Annotated in this window: 21 protein-coding genes; 10 read left to right on the forward strand and 11 right to left on the reverse strand. The window is 67.6% G+C overall.

Features of this window, described 5'->3' with window-relative positions:
- Positions 1-8 precede the first annotated feature (8 nt).
- Positions 9-1,337 carry an ABC transporter substrate-binding protein gene (locus UK23_RS11615; protein ID WP_045311453.1) on the reverse strand — a complete coding sequence of 443 codons (1,329 nt, stop codon included), beginning with the start codon at positions 1,335-1,337 and terminating at the stop codon, positions 9-11.
- Positions 1,338-1,353: 16 nt separating this feature from the next.
- Positions 1,354-2,565, reverse strand: a complete 1,212-nt coding sequence (locus tag UK23_RS11620) for an ROK family protein (RefSeq protein WP_052684584.1) — start codon at positions 2,563-2,565, stop codon at positions 1,354-1,356.
- Between the two features lie 126 nt (positions 2,566-2,691).
- Here UK23_RS11620 and UK23_RS11625 point away from each other — a divergent pair, with 126 nt between their 5' ends.
- A complete protein-coding gene (locus UK23_RS11625; protein ID WP_045311454.1) occupies positions 2,692-3,339 on the forward strand; it encodes a DUF3159 domain-containing protein in 648 nt (215 codons plus the stop codon).
- On the opposite strand, the gene UK23_RS11630 is transcribed toward UK23_RS11625, so the two are convergent.
- The 8 genes from UK23_RS11630 to UK23_RS11665 all read right to left on the reverse strand — a co-directional run bounded on the left by UK23_RS11630 (position 3,336) and on the right by UK23_RS11665 (position 11,447).
- Complete coding sequence (locus UK23_RS11630) at positions 3,336-3,611, reverse strand: hypothetical protein (RefSeq protein WP_156213039.1); 276 nt, start codon at positions 3,609-3,611, stop codon at positions 3,336-3,338. The two genes, UK23_RS11625 and UK23_RS11630, sit on opposite strands and share 4 nt — an antisense overlap.
- Before the next feature lie 78 nt (positions 3,612-3,689).
- Positions 3,690-4,880: a hypothetical protein gene (locus UK23_RS11635; protein WP_045311456.1), complete on the reverse strand. Its 1,191-nt coding sequence runs from the start codon at positions 4,878-4,880 to the stop codon at positions 3,690-3,692.
- A complete protein-coding gene (locus tag UK23_RS48550) occupies positions 4,877-6,157 on the reverse strand; it encodes a hypothetical protein (protein WP_052684585.1) in 1,281 nt (426 codons plus the stop codon). The genes UK23_RS11635 and UK23_RS48550 overlap by 4 nt, the downstream gene beginning before the upstream one ends.
- Complete coding sequence (locus tag UK23_RS11645) at positions 6,154-6,480, reverse strand: hypothetical protein (protein WP_045311457.1); 327 nt, start codon at positions 6,478-6,480, stop codon at positions 6,154-6,156. Before UK23_RS11645 ends, UK23_RS48550 begins: the two co-directional genes overlap by 4 nt.
- Complete coding sequence (locus tag UK23_RS11650; RefSeq protein WP_045311458.1) at positions 6,480-7,004, reverse strand: YbaB/EbfC family nucleoid-associated protein; 525 nt, start codon at positions 7,002-7,004, stop codon at positions 6,480-6,482. The genes UK23_RS11645 and UK23_RS11650 overlap by 1 nt, the downstream gene beginning before the upstream one ends.
- A 74-nt stretch (positions 7,005-7,078) precedes the next feature.
- On the reverse strand, positions 7,079-7,594 hold the full coding sequence (locus tag UK23_RS11655) for a DUF3558 family protein (protein ID WP_045311459.1): 516 nt from the start codon (positions 7,592-7,594) through the stop codon (positions 7,079-7,081).
- Positions 7,595-7,660: 66 nt separating this feature from the next.
- Complete coding sequence (locus UK23_RS11660; RefSeq protein WP_045311460.1) at positions 7,661-8,578, reverse strand: N-acetylglucosamine kinase; 918 nt, start codon at positions 8,576-8,578, stop codon at positions 7,661-7,663.
- A 52-nt stretch (positions 8,579-8,630) separates the two neighbouring features.
- A complete protein-coding gene (locus tag UK23_RS11665) occupies positions 8,631-11,447 on the reverse strand; it encodes a S8 family peptidase (protein WP_196777705.1) in 2,817 nt (938 codons plus the stop codon).
- A 113-nt stretch (positions 11,448-11,560) separates the two neighbouring features.
- On the opposite strand from UK23_RS11665, the gene UK23_RS11670 reads away from it, so the two are divergent.
- The 9 genes from UK23_RS11670 to UK23_RS11710 are packed head-to-tail and all read left to right on the forward strand — an operon-like array spanning position 11,561 to position 20,147.
- Positions 11,561-12,433, forward strand: a complete 873-nt coding sequence (locus UK23_RS11670) for a fumarylacetoacetate hydrolase family protein (protein WP_045311461.1) — start codon at positions 11,561-11,563, stop codon at positions 12,431-12,433.
- Positions 12,433-13,743: an enolase C-terminal domain-like protein gene (locus tag UK23_RS11675; protein WP_045311515.1), complete on the forward strand. Its 1,311-nt coding sequence runs from the start codon at positions 12,433-12,435 to the stop codon at positions 13,741-13,743. The genes UK23_RS11670 and UK23_RS11675 overlap by 1 nt, the downstream gene beginning before the upstream one ends.
- Positions 13,736-14,485 (forward strand): SDR family NAD(P)-dependent oxidoreductase, encoded by a 750-nt coding sequence (locus tag UK23_RS11680; protein WP_045311462.1) that lies wholly within the window; start codon positions 13,736-13,738, stop codon positions 14,483-14,485. The genes UK23_RS11675 and UK23_RS11680 overlap by 8 nt, the downstream gene beginning before the upstream one ends.
- A gap of 17 nt (positions 14,486-14,502) precedes the next feature.
- Positions 14,503-15,537 (forward strand): sugar ABC transporter substrate-binding protein, encoded by a 1,035-nt coding sequence (locus UK23_RS11685; protein ID WP_045311516.1) that lies wholly within the window; start codon positions 14,503-14,505, stop codon positions 15,535-15,537.
- The gene (locus tag UK23_RS11690) at positions 15,537-17,039 is read left to right on the forward strand and encodes a sugar ABC transporter ATP-binding protein (RefSeq protein WP_045311463.1); all 1,503 of its coding nucleotides are present in this window, start codon (positions 15,537-15,539) and stop codon (positions 17,037-17,039) included. The genes UK23_RS11685 and UK23_RS11690 overlap by 1 nt, the downstream gene beginning before the upstream one ends.
- Entirely contained in the window at positions 17,036-18,052 is a 1,017-nt protein-coding gene (locus UK23_RS11695; RefSeq protein WP_052684587.1) for an ABC transporter permease, read from the forward strand. The genes UK23_RS11690 and UK23_RS11695 overlap by 4 nt, the downstream gene beginning before the upstream one ends.
- Before the next feature lie 3 nt (positions 18,053-18,055).
- A complete protein-coding gene (locus UK23_RS11700; protein ID WP_045311464.1) occupies positions 18,056-18,367 on the forward strand; it encodes an L-rhamnose mutarotase in 312 nt (103 codons plus the stop codon).
- Complete coding sequence (locus UK23_RS11705; RefSeq protein WP_082114590.1) at positions 18,364-19,320, forward strand: aldo/keto reductase; 957 nt, start codon at positions 18,364-18,366, stop codon at positions 19,318-19,320. The genes UK23_RS11700 and UK23_RS11705 overlap by 4 nt, the downstream gene beginning before the upstream one ends.
- Entirely contained in the window at positions 19,317-20,147 is an 831-nt protein-coding gene (locus tag UK23_RS11710; protein ID WP_045311466.1) for an amidohydrolase family protein, read from the forward strand. Before UK23_RS11705 ends, UK23_RS11710 begins: the two co-directional genes overlap by 4 nt.
- Here the strand turns inward: UK23_RS11710 and dapA are convergent.
- A complete protein-coding gene (dapA, locus tag UK23_RS11715) occupies positions 20,144-20,998 on the reverse strand; it encodes a 4-hydroxy-tetrahydrodipicolinate synthase (protein WP_045311467.1) in 855 nt (284 codons plus the stop codon). The two genes, UK23_RS11710 and dapA, sit on opposite strands and share 4 nt — an antisense overlap.
- Positions 20,999-21,006: the final 8 nt, after the last annotated feature.

The raw sequence follows: 21,006 nt of genomic DNA on the forward strand, positions 1-21,006 counted from the left end.
AGATTCCCTTACTTGCCGCTCTTGGCGATCTGGTCGTCGATCGACTGGTCGACCTTCTTCAGGCCGGCCGCCAGATCCGGGACCTTGCCGGACGTGTACTCGGCCGCGAAGTCCGTGACGGCCTTGATGTGCGCGTCACCGATCGGGGTGACCGGGTTGCCCTTGAGCTTGTCGCTCTTGGCCAGGTCGATGAACGTCTTGAACTGCTCGTCGACTTCCAGCTTCGGGCTGTCCATCGCGGCCTTGGTGCTCGGGACGTTCTTGATGGCGTTCGAGAGGTCGACGATCGTGTCGGTGTCGAACGACAGGTGCTTGATCAGCTCCCACGCGGCGCCGGGGTTCTTGGCGCCCTTGGGAATGCCCATGATCGTGCCGGTGGTGAAGGCGGTGCCGTAGTCGGCGGGCTTCCAGGTCGGGAACGGAGCCGTGTTGAACTTGATCTGCGGCGCCTGCGCCTTGAGGAAGGCGGTGCGGTACTCGCCGTCCATCATGATCGCGATCTTGCCCTGGTGGAACGCGTGGTCAGCGGAGTACTCCTGGCCGAGGCCGGCGCGGAAGCGCTCCAGCTGGTCGAAGCCGTAGAAGTCCACGAGCTTCTTCTGGAACGTCATCATCTCGGTGAAGCCGGGCGAGGTGGAGAGGCCCGACTTGCCGTCCGCCGTGGCCCACTCGGCGCCGAAGTTCGGCGCGAGGATGGTCGGGCGGTTCGCGTAGAAGCCCATGGTGGGCAGGTAACCCGCGACCTCGATGTCGCCGTTCGCCGACTTCTTGGTCAGCTTCTTCGCGTCCTCGAACAGCTCGTCCAGCGTCTTCGGCGGGGCCGAGATCCCGGCGTCCGAGAACATGCCGGTGTTGTAGTACATGGCGTACACGTCGGTGAGCATGGGCATCGCGCAGCGGTTGCCCTTGTACTCGGTGTAGTCGCGCACGGCCGGCGAGATCTGGTTCAGGTCGACCTTGTCGCGGTCGAGGTACGGCTTCAGCGGCTGGAACGCGCCGGTGGAGCAGAACGAACCGATGTTGTCGGTGGTGAACGACAGCGCGACGTCAGGCGTGTTGCCCGACCGGATACCCGCCGTGATCTTGTCGTCGTCCTGCGAGCCCTCGTGCTTGATCTCGATGTTCGGGAACTTCTTGTTGAACGTCTTGAGGGCCTTGGTGACCTCTTCGTACTCGCGGTCGGAGTAGTTGCTCCAGACCGTGAGGGTCAGCTTGTCATCCTTGCCAGGAGCAGCTGCGGCGTCGGAATTGGCGCCGCCACCCTTGCCCGCCGCACATGCGGTGAGGGTCAGCGCTGCGGCGACACAGAGCAAGGCAGCACGGGTGTGCTTGCGCATGTGCACTCCTTCTCGATCAACGTGGGGACCCGGCGACCACAGGGCCGCGGAATGGAGCCGTGGTGGCTGCCGGGAGGCCGAACACCGTTTCGCGGGCGACGGCGAGTGCCGAGTGCAGTGCGCCACTGCGCACCGGCTTCCCGGTCACCAACGCCAGCTGGACGGGTGTCCTCGGCACCACCAGTTGCCGCAGTTCCGCGGCAACGAGGTCGTTGAGCGTCGTTCCGCCTGCCTGGGCGATGTCGCCGGACAGGAGGATGAGTTCCGGGTCGAGCACCGCGACGACGCTAGCCACGCCCGTGGCGATGCGCTTGGCGAGATCGACCATGAACTCCCGGCCCGCAGGCCCCGCGGCCAACGCCTTGCGCACGGCACCGTGACCGTTGCGCGCGGCGAGCCCGTGAGCCCTGGCGAGCTTGCAGATCGATGCGTTGCTGAGCAGCTCACCGAACGTGCCGCCGGAGCGGTCCGTGTCGGTGTCGGCCGACGCGCGGTCGGGGATCATCAGCCCGTCGATCTCGCCCGCGCCACCGGAGGCGCCGCGCAGCAGCACCCCGTTGATCACGACGGCGGCACCGACGAGGTCGGCGGGCCAGATGACGACGAAGTCGCGCACCTTCGTGGCCCGGCCGGCGACCATCTCCTCCAGCGCGACGAGGTTGACGTCGTTCTCGACGCTCACCGAGGTCGCGAGCTGCTCCCGCAACCGGCCAGGCATGTCGAAACCGCTCCAGCCGGGCAGATGTGGTGCGTAGGCGAGCTCGCCGTTCGCGGGGTTCACCGCTCCCGGACAGCCCACGACGACGTGCAGCAGTTGGTCGGGGGCGAGGCCTGCCTGCCCGCACGCCTTGCCGACCGCGCTGACGAACGCCTCGAGCACGCCGTGCTTGGCGGGCATCGGCGCCTTGTGCTCGGTGAGCACGGCACCGGAGATGTCCGCGATCGCGATGTCGACCGTCTCGGGGGTGAGGTCGATGGCGGCGATGTGCGCGAGGGCCCCGTTGACCGACCACAGCTGGGCACGCGGCCCGCGTCCACCGCCGCGCAGTCCGTTGCGGACCACGGAGTCGCCGGCTTCCAGCCGAGTGAGCAGCTGTGCGGTCGCCGGCTTGGAAAGACCGATCAGGCCTTCCAACTCCGACCTGGTCAGCGGTCCGTTGCGCAGCAAAGCCTCGATGGCTGCGCGGTCGTTGATCTCCCGCAGCAGTCGTGGGCTTCCGGCACGCATTAGGTCCGCTCCTGTCTGTTAACTTTCCAGACGATTTCCGGTGACGGTAGTGACCTGGTTCACCGGGGTCAATCCCCGATACGGGTCCGTTACCTGAGTTAGGTTCACCTAAGGCAGTCTGGAAGCATGACCGACGTGCGCCAGGAGTCGCTCGCATCACTGCTCGGAGGCCGGGGTGGCGCCGTCGACGCCTCGCTGCCTCCGCTGGCGTTCGTCGCAGGCTGGCTGCTGTGGGGCCACTCGATCGGCGCGGGTGCGGTGGTCGCCGTGCTGTGCGGCGTGGTGATCGGCGTCGTTCGCTTCGTACGCGGCGGGAAGCCCCGCGCTGTCGTGTTGTCCGTGCTTCTGGTCGTGGCCGCGGCTCTGGTGGCGGTGTACACCGGACGCGTCGAGGACTTCTTCCTCATCCAGCTGCTGTCCAACGCGGCCTCTGCCCTGGCGTGGGCGGGCTCGATCGCGGTGCGCTGGCCGTTGCTCGGCGTGGTGGTGGGGACGCTTCTCGGGCAGAAGACCCGGTGGCGGCGAGATCCTGCCCTTTTGCGCGCTTACTCAGTCGCGTCGTGGGCCTGGGTCGGGCAGTACGTGCTGCGGGTCGCCGTCTTCACTCCACTGTGGCTGGACGCTCAGGTCGTCTGGCTGGTCACGGTGCGGGCCGTCCTGTCGTGGCCGCTGCAGATCGTCTGCATCCTGGTGTCGGGGTGGCTGCTCCGGCGCGCGCTGCCTTCGGGCCACCCCGGCTTCCGTCATCCGCAGGTGCCTGAGTCCGCTGCTTAGTGCTGTGGCGGGTACTGCTGCTGGACCGGGTACTGCTGCTGTGGATAGGGGTGCTGCTGCGGCGGTCCGTACGGCTGCTGCTGCTGCCCGTACTGCTGTTGTTGCTGCTGCGCGAAGTACTGCTGCTGGGCCCAGTACTGCTGTTGCTGATGCGTCCGGCTCTTCCTGCGGCTGACGATGACGCCGATGACCGCCACGACGATGGCGAACGGGATGGCGAAGAACCCCATCAGGAAGAAGGGATCGGGGCCGGCTGCGAGTACGTGGATCACCGTGGCACCTTGGCACATTCGGACAGCCGCTGGCGGCAGAACGTCACGGCTCGTGCACGCTCCGCTGTGATCTGCAGCTCAACGCTTCTTCCGTTTCTTCCCGGACCCAGGCACGGTCCCGGTGTTCTTCGGCGGGCCGGGCGGCTCGGGGAATGCCTCGATGAAGTTCTGCCCCTCCATGAACCTGAAGAAGGGTTTGATCACGAATCGGTGAAGCAGGAACAAGAACCCGACGGACGCGACCCCGAGCGTGGCGATCCACCCGGGATTGATCGTCCCGCCGAACACGAGGAACTGCTTCTGCCACTTCGCTGAACCCGCGGCGAGCGAGAGCACCGTTCCAGCCAGCACCACGAGCGGCATCAACAGGAACGCGCCGACCAAAGCCATCTTGTACGGCCGGTAGTCGGTGCGGTGATGGGCGCCGGAGCGTCCCTCGGCGACACTGAGGGCATCGGTCTTGCGCACACCGCTCCGCCTCCACCAGCGATCGTCCGCGAGCGCTTTCTCCTCGATCTCCACACCCGCCGACCGGATCTCGACGGCCCGCAGGACAGCTCGCCCGACCTCCTCGGTGACCGGCACCAGAAGTTCGCGCGCCGTGCCGACGACGTGCAGCGCGGGACCGGGAGTCACGTCGAACTCACGTGTCGTGCCCTGCGGCAGCCCGGTGAAGACCACCACCTGGCACACCATCTCCTGGTCGACGTCGATGAGCTCGATCGAGCGCAGGGTCGTCCACGGAACGGCGATGACGTCACGCGACCGCTTCAGCCGTGAGACCAGGCTGTCCAGCACCAGCCTGTCGTCCCGCACGCACAACCGAGCCTTGAGTCTCCTAGTGGCGAAGGGAATTTCGAGGTTCGAGGCGAGGAGTCCCGCCGTGACGGGCCGGGTGGTGACGAGCAGGACCGCTTCGCCCAGCGTCCAGCACACCACTGCCAGACCGATCGCCACGGCCAGGGCGAGAGGCTTGCCGTGCCCGACCGCGAGCTGCACGCTCTCGACCAGTGCGATGAACACGCCGGGGAACGCGGCCCATCGGGCCCAGACCCGCCACATTGGCATGCGGCGGCGGTGCCACCACAGCCCGGAGATCGTCACCGCCCAAAACGCCACGCCACCGACGGCCAGCTCGCCGATTCCCAGCGGCTGCGCCGAAGCAGCGGCAGCCCACGCGGCAAGTCGAGCGGCGACGATCAGCGCGAGGGCTGCGGTGAGTGCGATCAGCAGCAGACCGGCGGCCCTGCGCGCGAACGACTCGGTCACAGATCGCCTTCCATGCGTTCGAACGGACCGGTCTTGCCCACGTTGCCCCGCTGCTGCTCCCAGTACTCGCGCCAGGCCTCGTCCTTGTCGTCCTGCTTGACCCGCTGGTCGGCCTCGCGGTGGGTCTGGTCGCTCCACTCCTGGACGCCGGCGTTCCCGATGATCTTGGGGGCTTTCGGGGCCGACGCGCCTCCGATGTCGCGTTCGAGCAGGTCGGCAGCGTCGTCCAGCCTGGGGTTGTCGGTGCCCCAGCGTTCGCGGAGGTTGGCGTTGCGCGTGTTCGCGAGGGATTCGGCAGCCTCGCTCTTCGCGGCTTTCAGATCGTCGCCGTGCTTGCCCAGCTCCTTGAGCTTGTCCAGATCGTCGGCACCGAGCTTCCCGGCCTGCGCCTTCTTCGCGGTGTTCAGCGCTTTCCGGGCGTGGTCGACGGCGTCCTTGTTGTACTTGGTGACCGTCTTCTCGAGGTTCTTGGTCGTGCCCTTGATCATGTTCCGCGAGTTCTTCGCCTCGTCGGCGACCTTCTCCAACTGCTTGACGACCTTGCTGATCTTCTTCGCGTTCTTGCCGGCGGTGATCGCGCCCTCCGCCACGGTGTCGGCGATGAACGCGGCCTCGGAAGCGCCGAAGGTGACCGGGGCCAGGGCCGTCGCCGCGGCGAACTTGATGATCGCGTTCGACACGAAGGACGCGATTGCGTCGCGGACCGCACCTCGGACGACGCCGACTGCAGACGCGGCGACGGTCATCGCCTTCGCCGCCGACTGGGCGTGACTGGCTCCGCCGGCGACGACGTTCGAGAAGTCCTGCACGGCCTTGCGGTAGCCGTTGATCGCGGCTCCCTGTGCGCCGCTCAACGTGTTGAGCGTGCCGGAGTACTTCTCCGCAGTCTCCTGCATGCGCTTGGCGATGTTGCTCCACGTCGTCGCCATCGCATTGACCGCGTCCGGGTCGCCGGCCAGCAGGTCGAGCCCTTCCTTGAGGAACCCGATGTGCTCGATCAGCCAGCCGATGCCCGCGGACAGCAGGCTGCCGAGCGGGTTGGTCACGAACCCGAGCAGGTCCATGCCGAGACCGGCCAGGTCGCCGAGGACGGCCGTCCAGTCGCCCTTGAAGCCGTCGTAGATCAGGTTCGCGGAACTGCTGAAGATGCCGGCCGCGTCCCACGCCTGCGTCGGGCTGTCGAAGTTCGAGAAGCCGGCGGCGTCCGAGAGGGAGGACGGCTCGCTCGCGTTGAGCGGATTCAGCTCGCCGATGTTCTGGGGCCCGTCCTCGCTCACGGCTGCACCCCGTCCAGGCCCTCGCGCAGCTTGCCGAACGCCTGCGCCATGGCCTCCTCGTGGTCGGCATAGGTCTGGCGCATGCCGGAGAACCTCTCCACCACGGAGTCGCCGGCTTCCTTCACCTTGTCGACGTACTCGCCCGCGTCGTTCGTCCAGTTCTGCATGATCTCGGCGAAGAACATGCCGACGATGCCCCACGCCTGCGGGTTGCCGATGTAGGAGGATGCCGCGTCGGCCGCGCCTGGCAGGCCTCCGATGAGGGCCTTCAGTTCGCGTTCGTGGACTTCCAGCGCTTGGAGGTCGATCTGGAAGCCGGACATCACCAGCCACCTTCCTTCTTGAAGAGGTCACGCTGGTCGTAGTCCGTGTCGTCGTCCTCGACCGGCCTGCGTGCCGGGCGGCCTGGGGGTGGCGGCTGGGTGGCGGCTGCGTCCTGCTGGTCCTCGTTCACGACGAACTGCTGCGGCGCGGGAGGCGTGTCGGCGGGCTCGTCTGGGAGGTCGATCCTCGGGATCTGCGATTCGACGAACCGCATCGCTTCGCTGTTCTCGCCGATGACCGGCGCCATGATCGTGGTGATCTGGCCGACGGCCTGCGCTTGGGCGCGCTTGGCCGTGGCCATGACCAGAGCGGCCAGGCGGTCTTTGGGCATGTCGTCGGCCTTCGAGCCGAACGACAGGCTGAGCAGCGCACCCCCGGCGCTGACGCTCACGGTCACGGCGCCGTCCGAACTGGACGCCGAGCCGGTCAGGTCGGCGATCTGAGCTTTGGCTTCCTCGGCTCGTTCGAGCAGCGCGGCAGTGCGCCGTTCGTAGTCCGAGAGCAGCTGGTGTGGATCAGTCATGCAGGCCCCCTTGCACGTACGTGAGGGGGACGCTACCGAGAGTTATCAGGCCGCGCCGTGGAAACGGGTCACGACTACTTCAAATTCGTGACCACGACCGCGGCGGTCTTCTCGGTCGCACTGCACGCGTCCGCGAGCTCAGGTGACACCTCGGGCTCTCCCACCACGGTCACCTGGATCGAGCTCCGGCTCGAACTGCGGACCACGGTGGAGCAGACACCCCCGATGTCGCTCCCGCTGTAACTGAAGGCGGGATATCCGGCGACCTCGGTCTCCCGGTACACCGGTGCGCCCTTCGTGTTCTCCCTGCCAGACTCGAACAAGGAGTCCTGCCTCACCGAGAGGCTGTATCCCGGCTTGAAGACCCGACGCGGGTTCAACTTGCACATCGACTTGCCCGGCTCCTGCTGCGGCACCGGGGTCTCGAAGTCGCCGAGCTGGTTCAGTTGGGAAGGCGTGATCAGACTGCAGGGCTTGTCGGTGAACCTGCTGACGTCGAGATCCGGCAAAGGCTTCGCGTGGCCGGCGACCGCGGTCGAGCATCCGGAGACCAGCGTTGCCAGGGTTGCGGAAACCAGCAGTGTTCGCACGGCGGGACTCAAGATCACCGAGGCAACATCCCACACTGAGTGATCTTGCGCGGCGGAATCCGTGAACTAGGCCGGGCGAGGAGCACCCGGCCCGAGCACGTCGACGGCCGCTAGCCAGGCCGCGCCCGCCGCGCCTTCGGTCGCCATGATCACCTGGGCGTTGCAGCGCGTGAGCAGTTCCTGCTTCAGGTGGATGCCGACCGGGGTCTTGATCAGCGAGCCGACCAGCACGATCGGTGAGGTGTCGGAGGGCTTGCGGACGGCGGAGGCGGTGTCGGCCAGCAGCCGGGCCGCGGACGCCACGATCGTCAGGGCCTCCGGGTCGCCGTGGTGGTAGGCCGAGCTGACCAGAGGGGCGTACTGCGCCAGGGCGATGGGCGGCTGGGCGTTGACGGCGTTGATCAGCTGGCCGCGGCCACGGGCGCCGGCGGCGGTCAGGACGGCGGTGGCCAGGCCTTCGAGTGGTGCGCCGAGGTCGAGCAACCTCAACGTCGCCCGCACGGCTTCGCGGCCCAGCCAGAACGCCGAGCCGTCGTCGCCGATCAGCCAGCCGTAGCCGCCCGACTGGCCGACCATGCGGTGGTCCACCACGCGCCCGGCGATGGAACCGGTGCCCGCCACCAGGACCGTGCCGTCGGGGGAGGAGGTGCCGGTGGCGAAGGCGGCCTCGCAGTCGGTGATCACGCGCATCGGGCAGTGCAGGCCCGCGTTCTCCCACGCCTGCTGGAAGAGCTCGAAGACCGCGGGGTCGGCCATCTTCGAGGCGCCCGCCATGCCCAGGACGCCGGAGCGGACCTTGCTGGTGTCCAGGCCGTCCAACGCTTCCGTCAGAGCCTCGCCGATGTGGGCGGCCGCGACCGAGGGCGGGTGCGAGTTCGGGTTGGCGCCGCCCGCGACGCCTTGGCCCAGGCGGGCGCCGTCGAGATCGAGCACCAGCGCCCTGGTCGACGTGCCGCCCGCGTCGAGTCCCACCACCAGATCCATACCGACCGAGTATGCCGAGAGTCGCTCAGCTCGGGCACGCCCAACCGGGTGGCTACCGGATCAGGGCGCGGTTACCGCTTGCGTTGTGGTGGAACAACACCAACGATCCAGGAGGAACTTGATCACCCGGATGGACCACAGTGGACAGTGACGGGACGGTCACCTCGTAGGAGAAGACGGCAGACGGAGCAACGTCGATCAGTTCGTCGGAGTCGGCCGGCGCGGTGTAGGGGCCGTCGACGCCCACCGTGTAGGTCACCGGGCCTGCCGGAAGAACAGAGCGCGAGACCGGCAGCACCACGACGTCGCTGTCGAAGACGTTCGTGTCGGAGGAGCCGTCCAGGCCGTTCAGCGGTTGCTCGTCGACGACCTCCTTCGTGCCGGCCACGACGGTGCGGGCCAGCCAGATGTCGGCCGTCACGTCGTCCTTGTCGTTCGTCGGCTTCACGGCGGTGGTCACGAAGTCCTTGCCACCCACGGAGAACTTCACCTGCGGCTTGGTGTTGCTGCCGAGGTTGGTCCAGGTGTCCCAGGTCGCGACGCCGAACGCCAGCAGTTCCGGGGTCGCCGTGGCGCCGACGTAACGCAGGTCGCCGCCGCGCGCCGTGCGGTTCACCGCGCAGTCGTCCTGGACGTCCTGGCCGCACGCGGGCAGGCGATCCGAGCGGGCGCCGAGCTGCAGCACGGTCATGCGCGCCTGGTAGCCCTGCTGATCAAGGCCCTGACCCACGACCCGGCCGGCCGCCACGGTCAGCCGCGACACCGGCTTCGGCGCCGCGTAGACCGGCACCCGCAGCGAGCGGTCGCCCGTGAACATCACCAGGCCCGACGCCTCCGCCAGGAACTGCCGGCCCTCGTCCAGCTTCACCGTGGGGTCCGGGGTCTTCCGCAACGCCGCCGGGTTCGGGATCCGCATCTGGACGCCCACCGACGCCGAACCGCCCGGCGGCAGCACCACGTGAGGCGCGGTGACCTGGAAGGACACCCCCGGCACCGACGTGATCGGCTCGTACTGGGCGTGCAGGCGGACTGAAGTCGTTCCCTTGTTCAACAATCGGATCGTTCGATTGTTCAACAACGGCCCACTCACCTCGACCGTGCCGAACGACGCGTCACCGACAGCAAGCACATCCGCGGACAGAGCCGCCAGTCCGTCCACCCGGCCGGCACCCACCCGCATCGGCGCCTCGCGGACACCGGCATCCGAGTGGATGACGCCATCAGCGGTGTTCATCAGGGCAGCCTTGACCTCCGCGACCGTCCACTGCGGATGAGCCTGGCGCAGCAACGCCGCGATCCCGGCGACGTGCGGCGAAGCCATCGAGGTCCCGCCCAGCGAGGTGCCGTCGGAAGCCGTCCCGGCGGCGGCCGAGAAGATCGTGTCACCGGGCGCGGCCACCGAGATCGACGACCGGGACCGCGAAGAAGAAGGAGTCATCGTGTCCGCGATCGCGGGTTCCAGCGACGGCACCTTGAGCTTCAAGGAAGAAGTCAGGTGCACCGACAACGTCCCGGCCTCCAGCGCCGGACGCAAAGCGGACGAAGCCGGCGCCGTCAGCTGGAACGCCGGAATGTGCGCATTGCCGGCGATCCCGGCCGCGAACACCGGCAGCGAGGTCGGCAGCAACACCCCGTCCGCTCCGGCCTTCCACGCGTTGTCGGTCCGGGCGGCGGAACCGCAGGCGCGCGTGGCGTCGTTGTCGTCCCACTCCAACCAGACGATCTTCCCGTGCAAGTCCTGAGAGATCGGCTTGCAACCATCCACATCGGACGACAGTCGCACCACGGGCCGAGTGAGGTCCACGGGACCCTTGAAGTTGATGCTGTACTGCCCCGGCCACTGCTTGCCCGCGACCTCCAGCCCGTCCAGCATCGAGAACGCGTCGCGGATGTTCGCCACCGAGATCGCATCAGGAGCGTTGCCCGGCGACCCGGCCACGTCGTAGAAGTCGCCACCATTTCCAGCAGCGGCAACGACAACGACCCCGTTCTGCGTCAGCTTGCGCACGAACAGGGCGTCAGGATCGTCCGGCGCACCGAAGTCGCTGCCCAGAGAAAGATTCACGACGTCGAGCCGGTCGGAGAAGTCCCCGTCCCCGTTCGGATCGAGCGCCCAGTCCAGCGCCTTCGCGGTCAGGTTCGTCCCGCCCTCGCACCCGAACACCTTCAACGCGTACAGCAACGCATTGGGCGCGGTACCAGGCCCGATCTTCAACGAGTCCAGGTCCACCGACGAGTACGACCCGCGGAAGGTCGAGCCGTCGGCGTTCACCCCGAACCCGGCCGCGGTCCCGGCCACGTGCGTGCCGTGCCCCTCGCAGTCCATCGGGTCGTTGTCCGGCTCGGGCACCGACCCGGACTTGCCCGTGTACGCGTCACCCGCGAAGTCGTAGCCGCCGACGACCTTCGCGGTCGGGTACGAGCCGCCTCCGAAGTCGGCGTGGTGGTAGTCGATGCCGGTGTCGATCACGCCGATCCGGACGCCGTCCCCGAACCGTCCGAACGACTTCCAGGCGTCGGATGTCCGGGTGAGACGGACGGCGTGCGCGTTGGTGAGCTTCTTGGGCTGCATCCGGTGGACCGCGCGGACCTCGGGCATGCGCGACAAAGCAGACAGGCGGGACTTTTCCGTCGACAGCACGACGCCGGGCACCGCATTGGACGTTCGGGCAACTTCCCGGCCACCTGACCGGGAAACGACCCGTGCGGCCGTGACGGAAGTGCGCTCACGGGCTGAACGCGCCTGTGTAACGCTCGCCGCGTCGACCGCAGCGGTCGAGGTCAGCTCCACGAAAACGGTTACGCGCTCGGCTGGGCCGGATGGCGTGAGCAGTGCGCCCACCAGGAGTGATGCGGCCACCATCTTCATGATCAAAGCCTCCTAGTCATCGGACGACTTCACGTCGGGACCTAGACGAACGTGCCCTCGCGGGGCTATACATCCGATGTATTTCGTGCGGTGTGACCAGAGGAGGAACGGCCGTGCAGTTTTTGCGCCTGGGGCCGGTCGGTGACGAACGTCCCGCAGTGAGGGCCGACGACGGGACCACATACGACCTCCTACCGGTCACTGCCAAGATCTCGACTAGCTCTGACATCGACGGCGCGTTCCTGGCGAACGACGGCGTGAACCGCGTCCGGGCAGCACTGGAAGCCGGCGAGCTCAGCGCGATCGAGACGGACGGCCTGCGCATCGGCCCGCCTCTCGCACACCCCGGCAAGGTCATCTGCATCGGCCTCAACTACCGCGACCACGCGGAGGAGACCGGCGCGGACATCCCCGGCGAGCCGGTGATGTTCCTGAAGACGCCCGACACGATCGTGGGCCCGTACGACGAGGTGCTCGTCCCGCGCCGGTCGGTGAAGACCGACTGGGAGGTCGAGCTCGGCGTCGTCATCGGGCGCACCGCTCGCTACCTGGAGTCCGAAGAGGACGCTCTGGCGTGCGTCGGCGCGTACGTGCTCTCGCACGACGTCTCCGAGCGGGAGTTCCAGATCGAGCGCGGCGGGACGTGGGACAAGGGTAAGAACTGCGAGACGTTCAACCCTCTCGGCCCCTTCCTCGTGCCCGCCGACGAGATCGCCGACCCGCAGAGCCTCGAGATGCGGCTCTGGGTGAACGGCGAGATCAAGCAGAACTCGTCCACCAAGAACATGATCTTCCCGGTGGCGGAGATCGTGCGCTACCTCAGCCAGTTCCTCGTCCTTCGTCCGGGTGACGTCATCAACACAGGTACACCCGCTGGAGTGGCGCTCGGCCAGCCGGAGCCCAAGCCGTACCTGCGCGCCGGCGACGTCGTCGAGCTGGAGATCGAGGGTCTCGGCAAGCAGCGGCAGACCCTGGGGCAGGCGTGATGCCCAAGATCACCGCACTGGACGTGCTGGACATCCGGTTCCCGACCTCGCGCGAGCTCGACGGCTCCGACGCGATGAACCCGGACCCGGACTACTCAGCCGCCTACGTCGTCCTGCGCACCGACGACGGACCTGAGGGCCACGGGCTCGCGTTCACGATCGGCCGCGGCAACGACGTGCAGGCCGCCGCGATCAAGGCGCTGGCACCGCACGTCGTCGGCAAGGACGTGCCGGAGACCGCGAAGGCGCTGGCGGAGCTGTACTTCGAGCTCATCGGCGACTCGCAGATCCGCTGGCTCGGGCCGGAGAAGGGCGTCGCGCACATGGCGATCGGCGCGGTCGTCAACGCCGCGTGGGACCTCGCCGCCCGCCGCGCCGGGTTACCCGTCTGGCGGTTCCTGGCCCAGATGTCGCCCGAGGAGATCGTCAGCCTCGTCGACTTCCGGTACCTGAGCGATGCACTGACGCCCGACGACGCGCTGCAGATCCTGCGCAAGATCGAGCACGGCAAGGCCGAACGCGTGGAAACCATTGCCCGCGACGGATATCCGGCCTACACGACCTCACCGGGCTGGCTCGGCTACTCCGACGAGAAGCTCGCCGGTCTCGCCCGGCAGGCTCTGGCCGACGGCTTCGACATGATCAAACTCAAGGTCGGCGGCAGCCTCGACGACGACGTCCGCAGGATGAAGCTCGCCCGCGAGGTCGTCGGCGAGGAGATCCGCGTGGCGGTGGACGCGAACCAGCGCTGGGACGTCGACACGGCCATCCGCTGGATGCGCGAACTGGCGCCGTACAACCCGTACTGGATCGAGGAGCCCACCTCGCCGGACGACGTGCTGGCCCATCGCGCGATCGCCGACGCGCTGGCCCCGATCAAGGTCGCGACCGGTGAGCACGTGCAGAACCGCGTGGTGTTCAAGCAGATGCTGCAGGCCGGCGCGCTCGACGTGCTGCAGCTCGACGCCTGCCGGGTCGCGGGCGTGAACGAGAACATCGCCATCTTGTTGCTGGCCAAGAAGTTCGAGGTGCCGGTGTGCCCGCACGCCGGCGGTGTCGGCCTGTGCGAGCTGGTCAGGCACCTGTCGTTCTTCGACTACGTCGCGGTCTCCGGCGAGGTCGGCGAACGCGTGATCGAGTGGGTCGACCACCTGCACGAGCACTTCCTGGACCCGGCCGTCGTCGAACGCGGCCGCTACCTGGCACCCACCGAGCCGGGATTCTCCGCTCAGCTCAAGGACGAGACGCTGTCCGACTACGTGTACCCCGAGGGTCCCGTGTGGACAGCACTGGAGGCCGAGAATGACTGACTTCGAAGGACTTGTCGCCGTCGTCACCGGCGGCGCGTCCGGCATCGGCCTGGCCACGGCGAACCTGCTGGCCAGTCGTGGCGCGACGGTCGTGGCGCTGGACCTCAACCCGGACGTCAAGGACCCGCTCGTCGGGATCCGCGCGGACGTGTCGGACGACGAGAGCGTGAAGGCCGCGATCGACGAGGTCGTGCAGCGGTTCGGACGGCTCGACGTCGTGGTGAACAACGCGGGCATCGGCTCGCAGGGCGACGTCTCGGCGAACGACGACGACGAGTGGCTCAAAGTGCTCAACGTCAACGTGCTCGGCATGGTGCGTGTCTCGCGAGCCGCGTTGCCGCACCTGCGGAACTCGCCGTCCGCGGCGATCGTCAACACCTGCTCCATCGCTGCCTGGGCCGGGCTCCCGCAGCGTGCTCTGTACTCGGCCAGCAAGGGCGCGGTGTACTCGCTGACGCTCGCGATGGCTGCCGACCACGTGCGCGAAGGCATTCGCGTCAACGCGGTCGCTCCCGGCACGGCGGACACCCCGTGGGTGGGCCGTCTGCTCGACTCGGCACCGGATCCGGCCGCCGAACGGGCCGCGTTGGAGGCACGCCAGCCGCACGGTCGGCTGGTCTCCGCTGATGAGGTCGCGGGCGCGATCGCCTACCTGGCGAGCCCGCTTTCCGGTTCCACCGCAGGCACGATCCTCGCCGTCGACGGTGGCATGTACGGCCTTCGCTTGCGTCCCAAGCAGTGATGAAAGGCAATGACACGATGAAGCGTCGCAACCTCACCGCCGCGGTGTGCCTCGCGCTGGCCGGTGCTCTCACCCTGACAGCGTGTGGCGGTGGTACCGGCGGGAGCAGCGCCAGTGGCGTCGGCCCGATCGGCGCCGACCACCCGCGAGCCGACTCCGACTTCTGGAACTCGTACATCAAGTACTTCCCGGACAAGGCCAAGGAACTCGGCGTCAACCTGCTGAACCCCACCAACTCGCAGAACAAGGTGGAGACGCTGGTCGCGAACGCCCAGTCGCTGCAGTCGCAGGGCGCCAAGGCGATCATCATGGCCCCGCAGGACACCGGCGCGATCGCGTCCACTCTGGACCGCCTGGACAAGGCGAAGATCCCGGTCGTCACCGTCGACACCCGTCCGGACAAGGGCAAGACCTACATGGTCGTGCGCGCGGACAACAAGGCGTACGGCGAGAAGGCCTGCAAGTTCCTCGGCGACAAGCTCGGCGGCAAGGGCAAGGTCATCGAGTTCCAGGGCGCGTTGTCGTCGGTCAACGGCCGCGACCGCTCCGAGGCGTTCGCCGCCTGCATGAAGAAGGACTACCCCGGCATCACGGTGTTCGAGGAGCCGACCGACTGGGAGGGCCCCAAGGCGTCCGCGGCCCTGCAGACCAGGCTCAACCAGCACCCGGACATCAACGGCATCTACATGCAGGCCGGTGGCGTGTTCCTCGCGCCGACGCTGCAGCTGTTGAAGCAGAAGAACCTGCTGGTCCCGCCGAGCGACCCGAAGCACATCTTCATCGTCTCCAACGACGGCATCCCGTCGGAGCTGAAGGCGATCCGCGACGGTGAGATCGACGCGACCGTCTCGCAGCCGGCCGACCTCTACGCGCAGTGGGCGCTCTTCTACGCGAAGGCCGCGGTCGAGGGCAAGACGTTCTCGCCGGGCAAGACCGACCACGACTCCAACATCGTCGACGTCGGCGGTGGCCGCCTGGAGGACCAGCTGCCCGCGCCGCTGATCACCAAGGAGAACGTGGACGACAAGGCGTTCTGGGGTAACCAGATCTGATGACCGACTTCGCTTCCGTCGGCGGTGCCGACAATCTGGCAGCAGCCGCGCGTGGCGTCACGAAGCGGTTCGGACGCACGCTCGCGTTGGACGACGTGGGCATCGAGATCCGGGCTGGTGAGTCGCACGCGCTCGTCGGTCGCAACGGCGCGGGCAAGTCGACGTTGGTCTCCGTGCTCACCGGCATGCAGTTGCCGGACGCGGGCGAGGTCAGCTTCTTCGGCGAGCCCGCACCGTCCGTCGCCGACCGTGCGGCGTGGCGGCGTCACGTCGCCTGCGTGTACCAGAAGTCGACGGTCGTGCCGGAGCTCTCCGTCGCCGAGAACCTGTTCATCAACCGGCAGGACCTCGGTGGCGGGATGATCAGCTGGAAGAAGCTGCGCGCCGAGGCTTCTTCGTTGCTGGAGACGTACGACGTCGCGGTGCACCCGGACTCGTTGGTCTCGACGTTGACGGTCGAGCAGCGCCAGCTCGTCGAGATCGCGCGGGCGCTGTCGATCGGCTCGCGGTTCGTGATCCTCGACGAGCCGACCGCGCAGCTCGACGGGCCGGCGATCGAGCGGCTGTTCGATCGCATGAGGTCGTTGCAGGACAAGGGAGTGACGTTCCTGTTCATCTCCCACCACCTGCAGGAGGTCTACGAGGTCTGCCAGACGGTGACGGTCTACCGCGACGCGCGGCACATCGTCACCGCGCCGGTCGCGGAGATGTCCAAGCCGGATCTGATCGAGGCGATGACCGGTGAGGCCGGTGGGCTGAACGTGCCCAGTGGTGATGACCGGCCGTCGTCCACGGACGAGGTTCTGGCCGTGTCCTCCTTGAGCGGGGACCACTTCTCGGACGTGTCCTTGGCGGCGACCCGTGGCGAGGTCATCGGGCTCGCGGGCAGTGCGTCGTCGGGCAAGCACGAGTTCGCCGAGACGATCTACGGACTGCGCAAGCCGTCCGCCGGCACGATCTCGGTGAACGGCTCGGCGGTGCGCGGCGGCGATGTTCCGGCTGCTTTGAAGGCCGGAATCGGCTGTGTGCCAAGGGATCGCCACCACCAGGGGCTCGTGCTGGACCTGTCGATCGCGGAGAACGCGACGATGAGCACCGCGCACGCGTTCGTGTGGCCGTCGGCGCAACGATCCGCGGGATCGACCGCGATCGCTTCTTACGACGTGAAGGCCGCTGGACCGGACCAGCCCGTGTCCGACCTGTCCGGCGGCAACCAGCAGAAGGTCGTGATGGCGCGGGCACTCGCCGGCGACCCGTCCGTGCTGGTGCTGATCAACCCGACCGCTGGTGTGGACGTGAAGTCCAAGGAGTCGCTGCTCGGGGTGGTCGACGCGCAGGCGCGCCGCGGCAAGGCGGCGATCGTCGTGTCGGACGAGCTGGACGACCTGCGGGTCTGCGACCGTGTTCTGGTGATGTTCCACGGCTCTGTCGTGCGCGAGTTCTCTCGTGGCTGGCGGGACCAGGAACTCATCGCGGCTATTGAAGGAATGAGCTCGGAATGACGAAGGCCATGACTCCGCCGGTCTCGGCTCCCACGCCGCCTGGGAAGCAGAAGTTCCAGTTCGCGCGGTACCAGGACCTCGCGCTGGTCCCGGTGATCATCCTCTTGCTGATCATCGGGGCGATCCTGTCACCGATCTTCCTGACGCCCGGCAACCTGATCGCGGTGCTGACCCAGCAGAGCGAGCTGTCGTTGCTGGTGCTGGGGCAGGCGATGATCCTGATCGTCGGCAAGATGGACCTGTCGCTGGAGTCGACGGTCGGTCTCGCGCCCGCGCTGGCGGTCGCGTTGATCATTCCGTCTGCTTCCGGCGGGCTCGACGTCGGTCTGGCCGCGTGGCTGGCGTTGCCGTTGTGCCTGCTGATCGGCGTCGTGATCGGTGGGCTGAACGGGTTCCTGATCCTGAAGGTCGGGCTGTCCGGGTTCATGGTGACCCTGGGCATGCTGACGATGCTGCGCGGTCTGCAGCTCGCGATCACCGAGGGCAAGTCGCTCATCGACGTGCCGGAGTCGTTCCTGTACCTGGGTTCCACGACCTGGCTCGGGCTTCCGGCGGCGGTGTGGATCTGCGTTCTCTGTTACGCGGTGGGCATCTTCGTGCTGAAGTACCTGCGTGCCGGCCGGTCGTTGTACGCGATCGGCGGCAACTCGGAGGCGGCCCGCGCGGCCGGTATCCGGGTGGACCGCGTGGTGTGGACCGTGCTGATCATCGGCAGCGTGCTGGCCGTCGTCGCGGGCATTCTGATGACCGGACGGCTCGGCTCGGTGGCGGCGACGCAGGGTGAGGGCATGATCTTCCAGGTCTTCGCGGCCGCGGTGATCGGCGGGATCTCGTTGCAGGGCGGCAAGGGCACGCTGTTCGGCGCTCTGTCCGGTGTGCTGATGCTCGGGCTCGTGGAGCAGATCTTGCGGCTGCAGGGTGTTTCGGGCTTCTACATCAAGGCCTCGTACGGTGCGGTGATCATCCTCGCGCTGATCGTCACCCGGTTCGCGACCGGTCAGAAGCAGGAGTGACTCTTGGAGACCGTTGCGCTGCACACCCGGCTTCGTGAAGGGCGAGAGGCTGACTATGACCGCATTCACGCCACCATTCCGGTAGAGCTGGACGGCGCGTTGCGCGAGGCCGGGGTGCACTCGTGGCGGATCTGGAGGTCCGGCCGCGAGCTGTTCCACCTGGTCGAGGTGGACGACTACCAGGCCATGAGGGCGTTTTTGGCTGAGCACCCCGCCAACGTTCCGTGGCAGGCTCAGATGGCCGAACTGCTGGAGGTCGAGGACGACTACTCCGGTGCCGAACCCGATGTGCGACTCGTGTGGGAGCTGCCGTGAAGGTTGCTGTTTCTCGTCTTGGCTTCGGTGCCGCGCCGATCGGAAACCTGTACCGGGAGATCTCCGACGAGGAGGCCTTCGGGGCGGTCGAGGCGGCGTGGCAGACCGGGGTCCGGTACTTCGACACCGCGCCGCACTACGGGCTCGGGCTGTCGGAGCGGCGGTTGGGCGTCGCTCTGGCAGGCCGTCCGCGGGACGAGTACGTGATCTCCACCAAGGTCGGACGGCTGCTGGAGCCGTTCGACGGAGACGGCCTCGATGACGAGGGTTTCGCGGTTCCTCGGCATTTCAGGCGCGTGCGGGACTACTCGGCGGATGGTGTTCGACGGTCCATCGAGTCCTCCTTGGAACGTCTCGGGACCGATCGCGTGGAGATCGTCTACATCCACGATCCCGATGACTACTGGGATGTGGCTTTCGGCGAGGCCTATCCGGCGTTGGAAGAGCTGCGGTCACAGGGCGTTGTGGGTGCGATCGGAGTCGGCATGAACCAGTGGGAGATGCCGGAGCGGTTCGTCCGCGAGACCGACATCGACGTGGTCATGCTGGCCGGGCGGTACACGTTGCTGGAGCAACCTTCGCTGGCCTCTTTCCTGCCCGCGTGTGTCGAGCGCGGTGTTTCGGTGGTGGCGTGCGGGGTCTTCAACTCCGGGCTGCTGTCCAAGCCTGTGGTCGCCGTTGATGCGAAGTACAACTACGACCACGCGCCTCTTGCGCTGGTGCAGCGGGCTCGTTCCATCGCGGCGGTGTGCGAGGGACACGGCGTGACGTTGCCGGAGGTGGCGATCCAGTTCGCTCTGGGCCACCCCGCGGTGGTGTCGGTGGTGATCGGCTCGCGGACGGCTGAGCAGATGTACGCCAACGCCGAGTACTTCGACAAGCCGATCCCTGATGAGCTGTGGGCCGAGCTGAAGTCGCTGGGATTGCTGGGTGTGGAGGTTCCGACGCCGTGATCGTCGACGCTCACCACCACCTGTGGGATCTGTCGGTTCGCGACCAGGACTGGATCACCGACCCGCCGATGGGAGTGATCCGGCGGTCGTTCTTCGAGTCGGACTACCGGGCCGCGGCTCCTGAGGTGTCGGCTTCTGTGCTGGTGCAGACGATTCCGGTGGCCGAGGAGACGCCGGAGTTCCTGGCTGTGGCAGCTGGTTCCGATGTCGTCGGTGCCGTGGTGGGCTGGACCGATCTGACTTCACCCGGCGTTGCCGACGCGTTGGCGGCTTTGCAGGGTGGGCAGGACGGCTCGTGGCTGCGCGGGATTCGGCACGGGGTGCAGGCCGAGCCGGACCCGGAATGGTTGTGCCGCAAGGACGTCTGGCACGGGCTCGCTGCCGTTGGCGCTGCCGGGCTGGTGTACGACCTGCTGACGTTGCCGCACCAGCTTCCGGCCGCGCGCCGGACCGTGGCGGCGTTGCCTCAGGTTTCCTTTGTGGTGGACCACTGTTCGAAGCCCGCGATCGGGTCCGACGTCGGTGAGTGGGCCGAGCTCATGCGGTCGCTGGCGGCGCACGAGAACGTGACGTGCAAGCTGTCCGGGCTGGTCACCGAGGCCGACTGGAAGGCATGGGACGTCGCTGCTCTGCGGCCGTACTTCGAGGTCGTGCTCGACGCGTTCGGCGCGGATCGGCTGATGTTCGGCTCGGACTGGCCGGTGTGCCTGCTGGCCGCTTCTTACTCCGAGTGGCTCGGAGCCGCTCAGGAGCTGGTCTCCGAGCTGTCACCCGACGAGCAGGCTTCGATCTTCTCGGGCACTGCTCGCCGGGTGTACTCGCTCTAGAACAGCGCCTTCAGCTCACTGATCAGCTTCGGCGTGGCCCCGGCGAGCGGTTCGCGGACGGGGCCCGCCGGGAGTCCGAGCAGGTTGAGCGCGGCCTTCACGGCGACCGCACCAGGCTCGCGGGTCATGATCGCGGTGATCACCGGCAGCAGGGCCTGGTGCCTGCGCAGGGCTTCCTTGTTGTCGCCCTCGTCGTAGGCGTCGAGCATCGCCCTGATCTCGCTGCCGACGACGTGGCCGACGGTGCTGACCGTGCCGACGCCGCCGATCGAGTACAGCGGCAGGATCAGCTCGTCGTTGCCGGAGTAGAAGTCGAGCCCGGTCTCGGCGATGACCTTCGCCGTCGCCAGCAGGTCGACCTTGCAGTCCTTCACGCCGACGATCCGCGGGTGCTCGCTCAGCCTGAGCAGCGTCTCGGTCTCGATCGCCGTGCCGGTGCGGCCGGGGATGTCGTAGAGCAGCGCGGGCAGGCCGGACGCGTCGGCCACCTGCTTGAAGTGGTTCTCGACGCCTTCCTGGGTGGGCTTGCTGTAGTACGGCGTGACGACGAGCAGCCCGTCCGCGCCGTTCTCCTCGGCTTGCTTCGAGAGCTCGATGGTGTGGCGGGTGGAGTTGGTGCCGACGCCCGCGAGGACGTGGGTGTCGCCGACCGCTTCCTTCACGGCCTTGATGACCTGCGCCTTCTCGGCGTCGGTCGTCGTGGGCGCCTCTCCGGTCGTGCCGTTGACGACCAGGCCGTCCACTTTCTGCTTGTCGACGAGGTGCGCCGCCAGCTCCTGCGCACCCTTGAGGTCCAGGTCACCGTCGGGGGTGAACGGGGTGACCATCGCTACCAGCACTCGTCCGAACATGACTCCAG

Source organism: Lentzea aerocolonigenes (genome assembly GCF_000955955.1).
Lineage (GTDB): Bacteria > Actinomycetota > Actinomycetes > Mycobacteriales > Pseudonocardiaceae > Lentzea > Lentzea aerocolonigenes_A.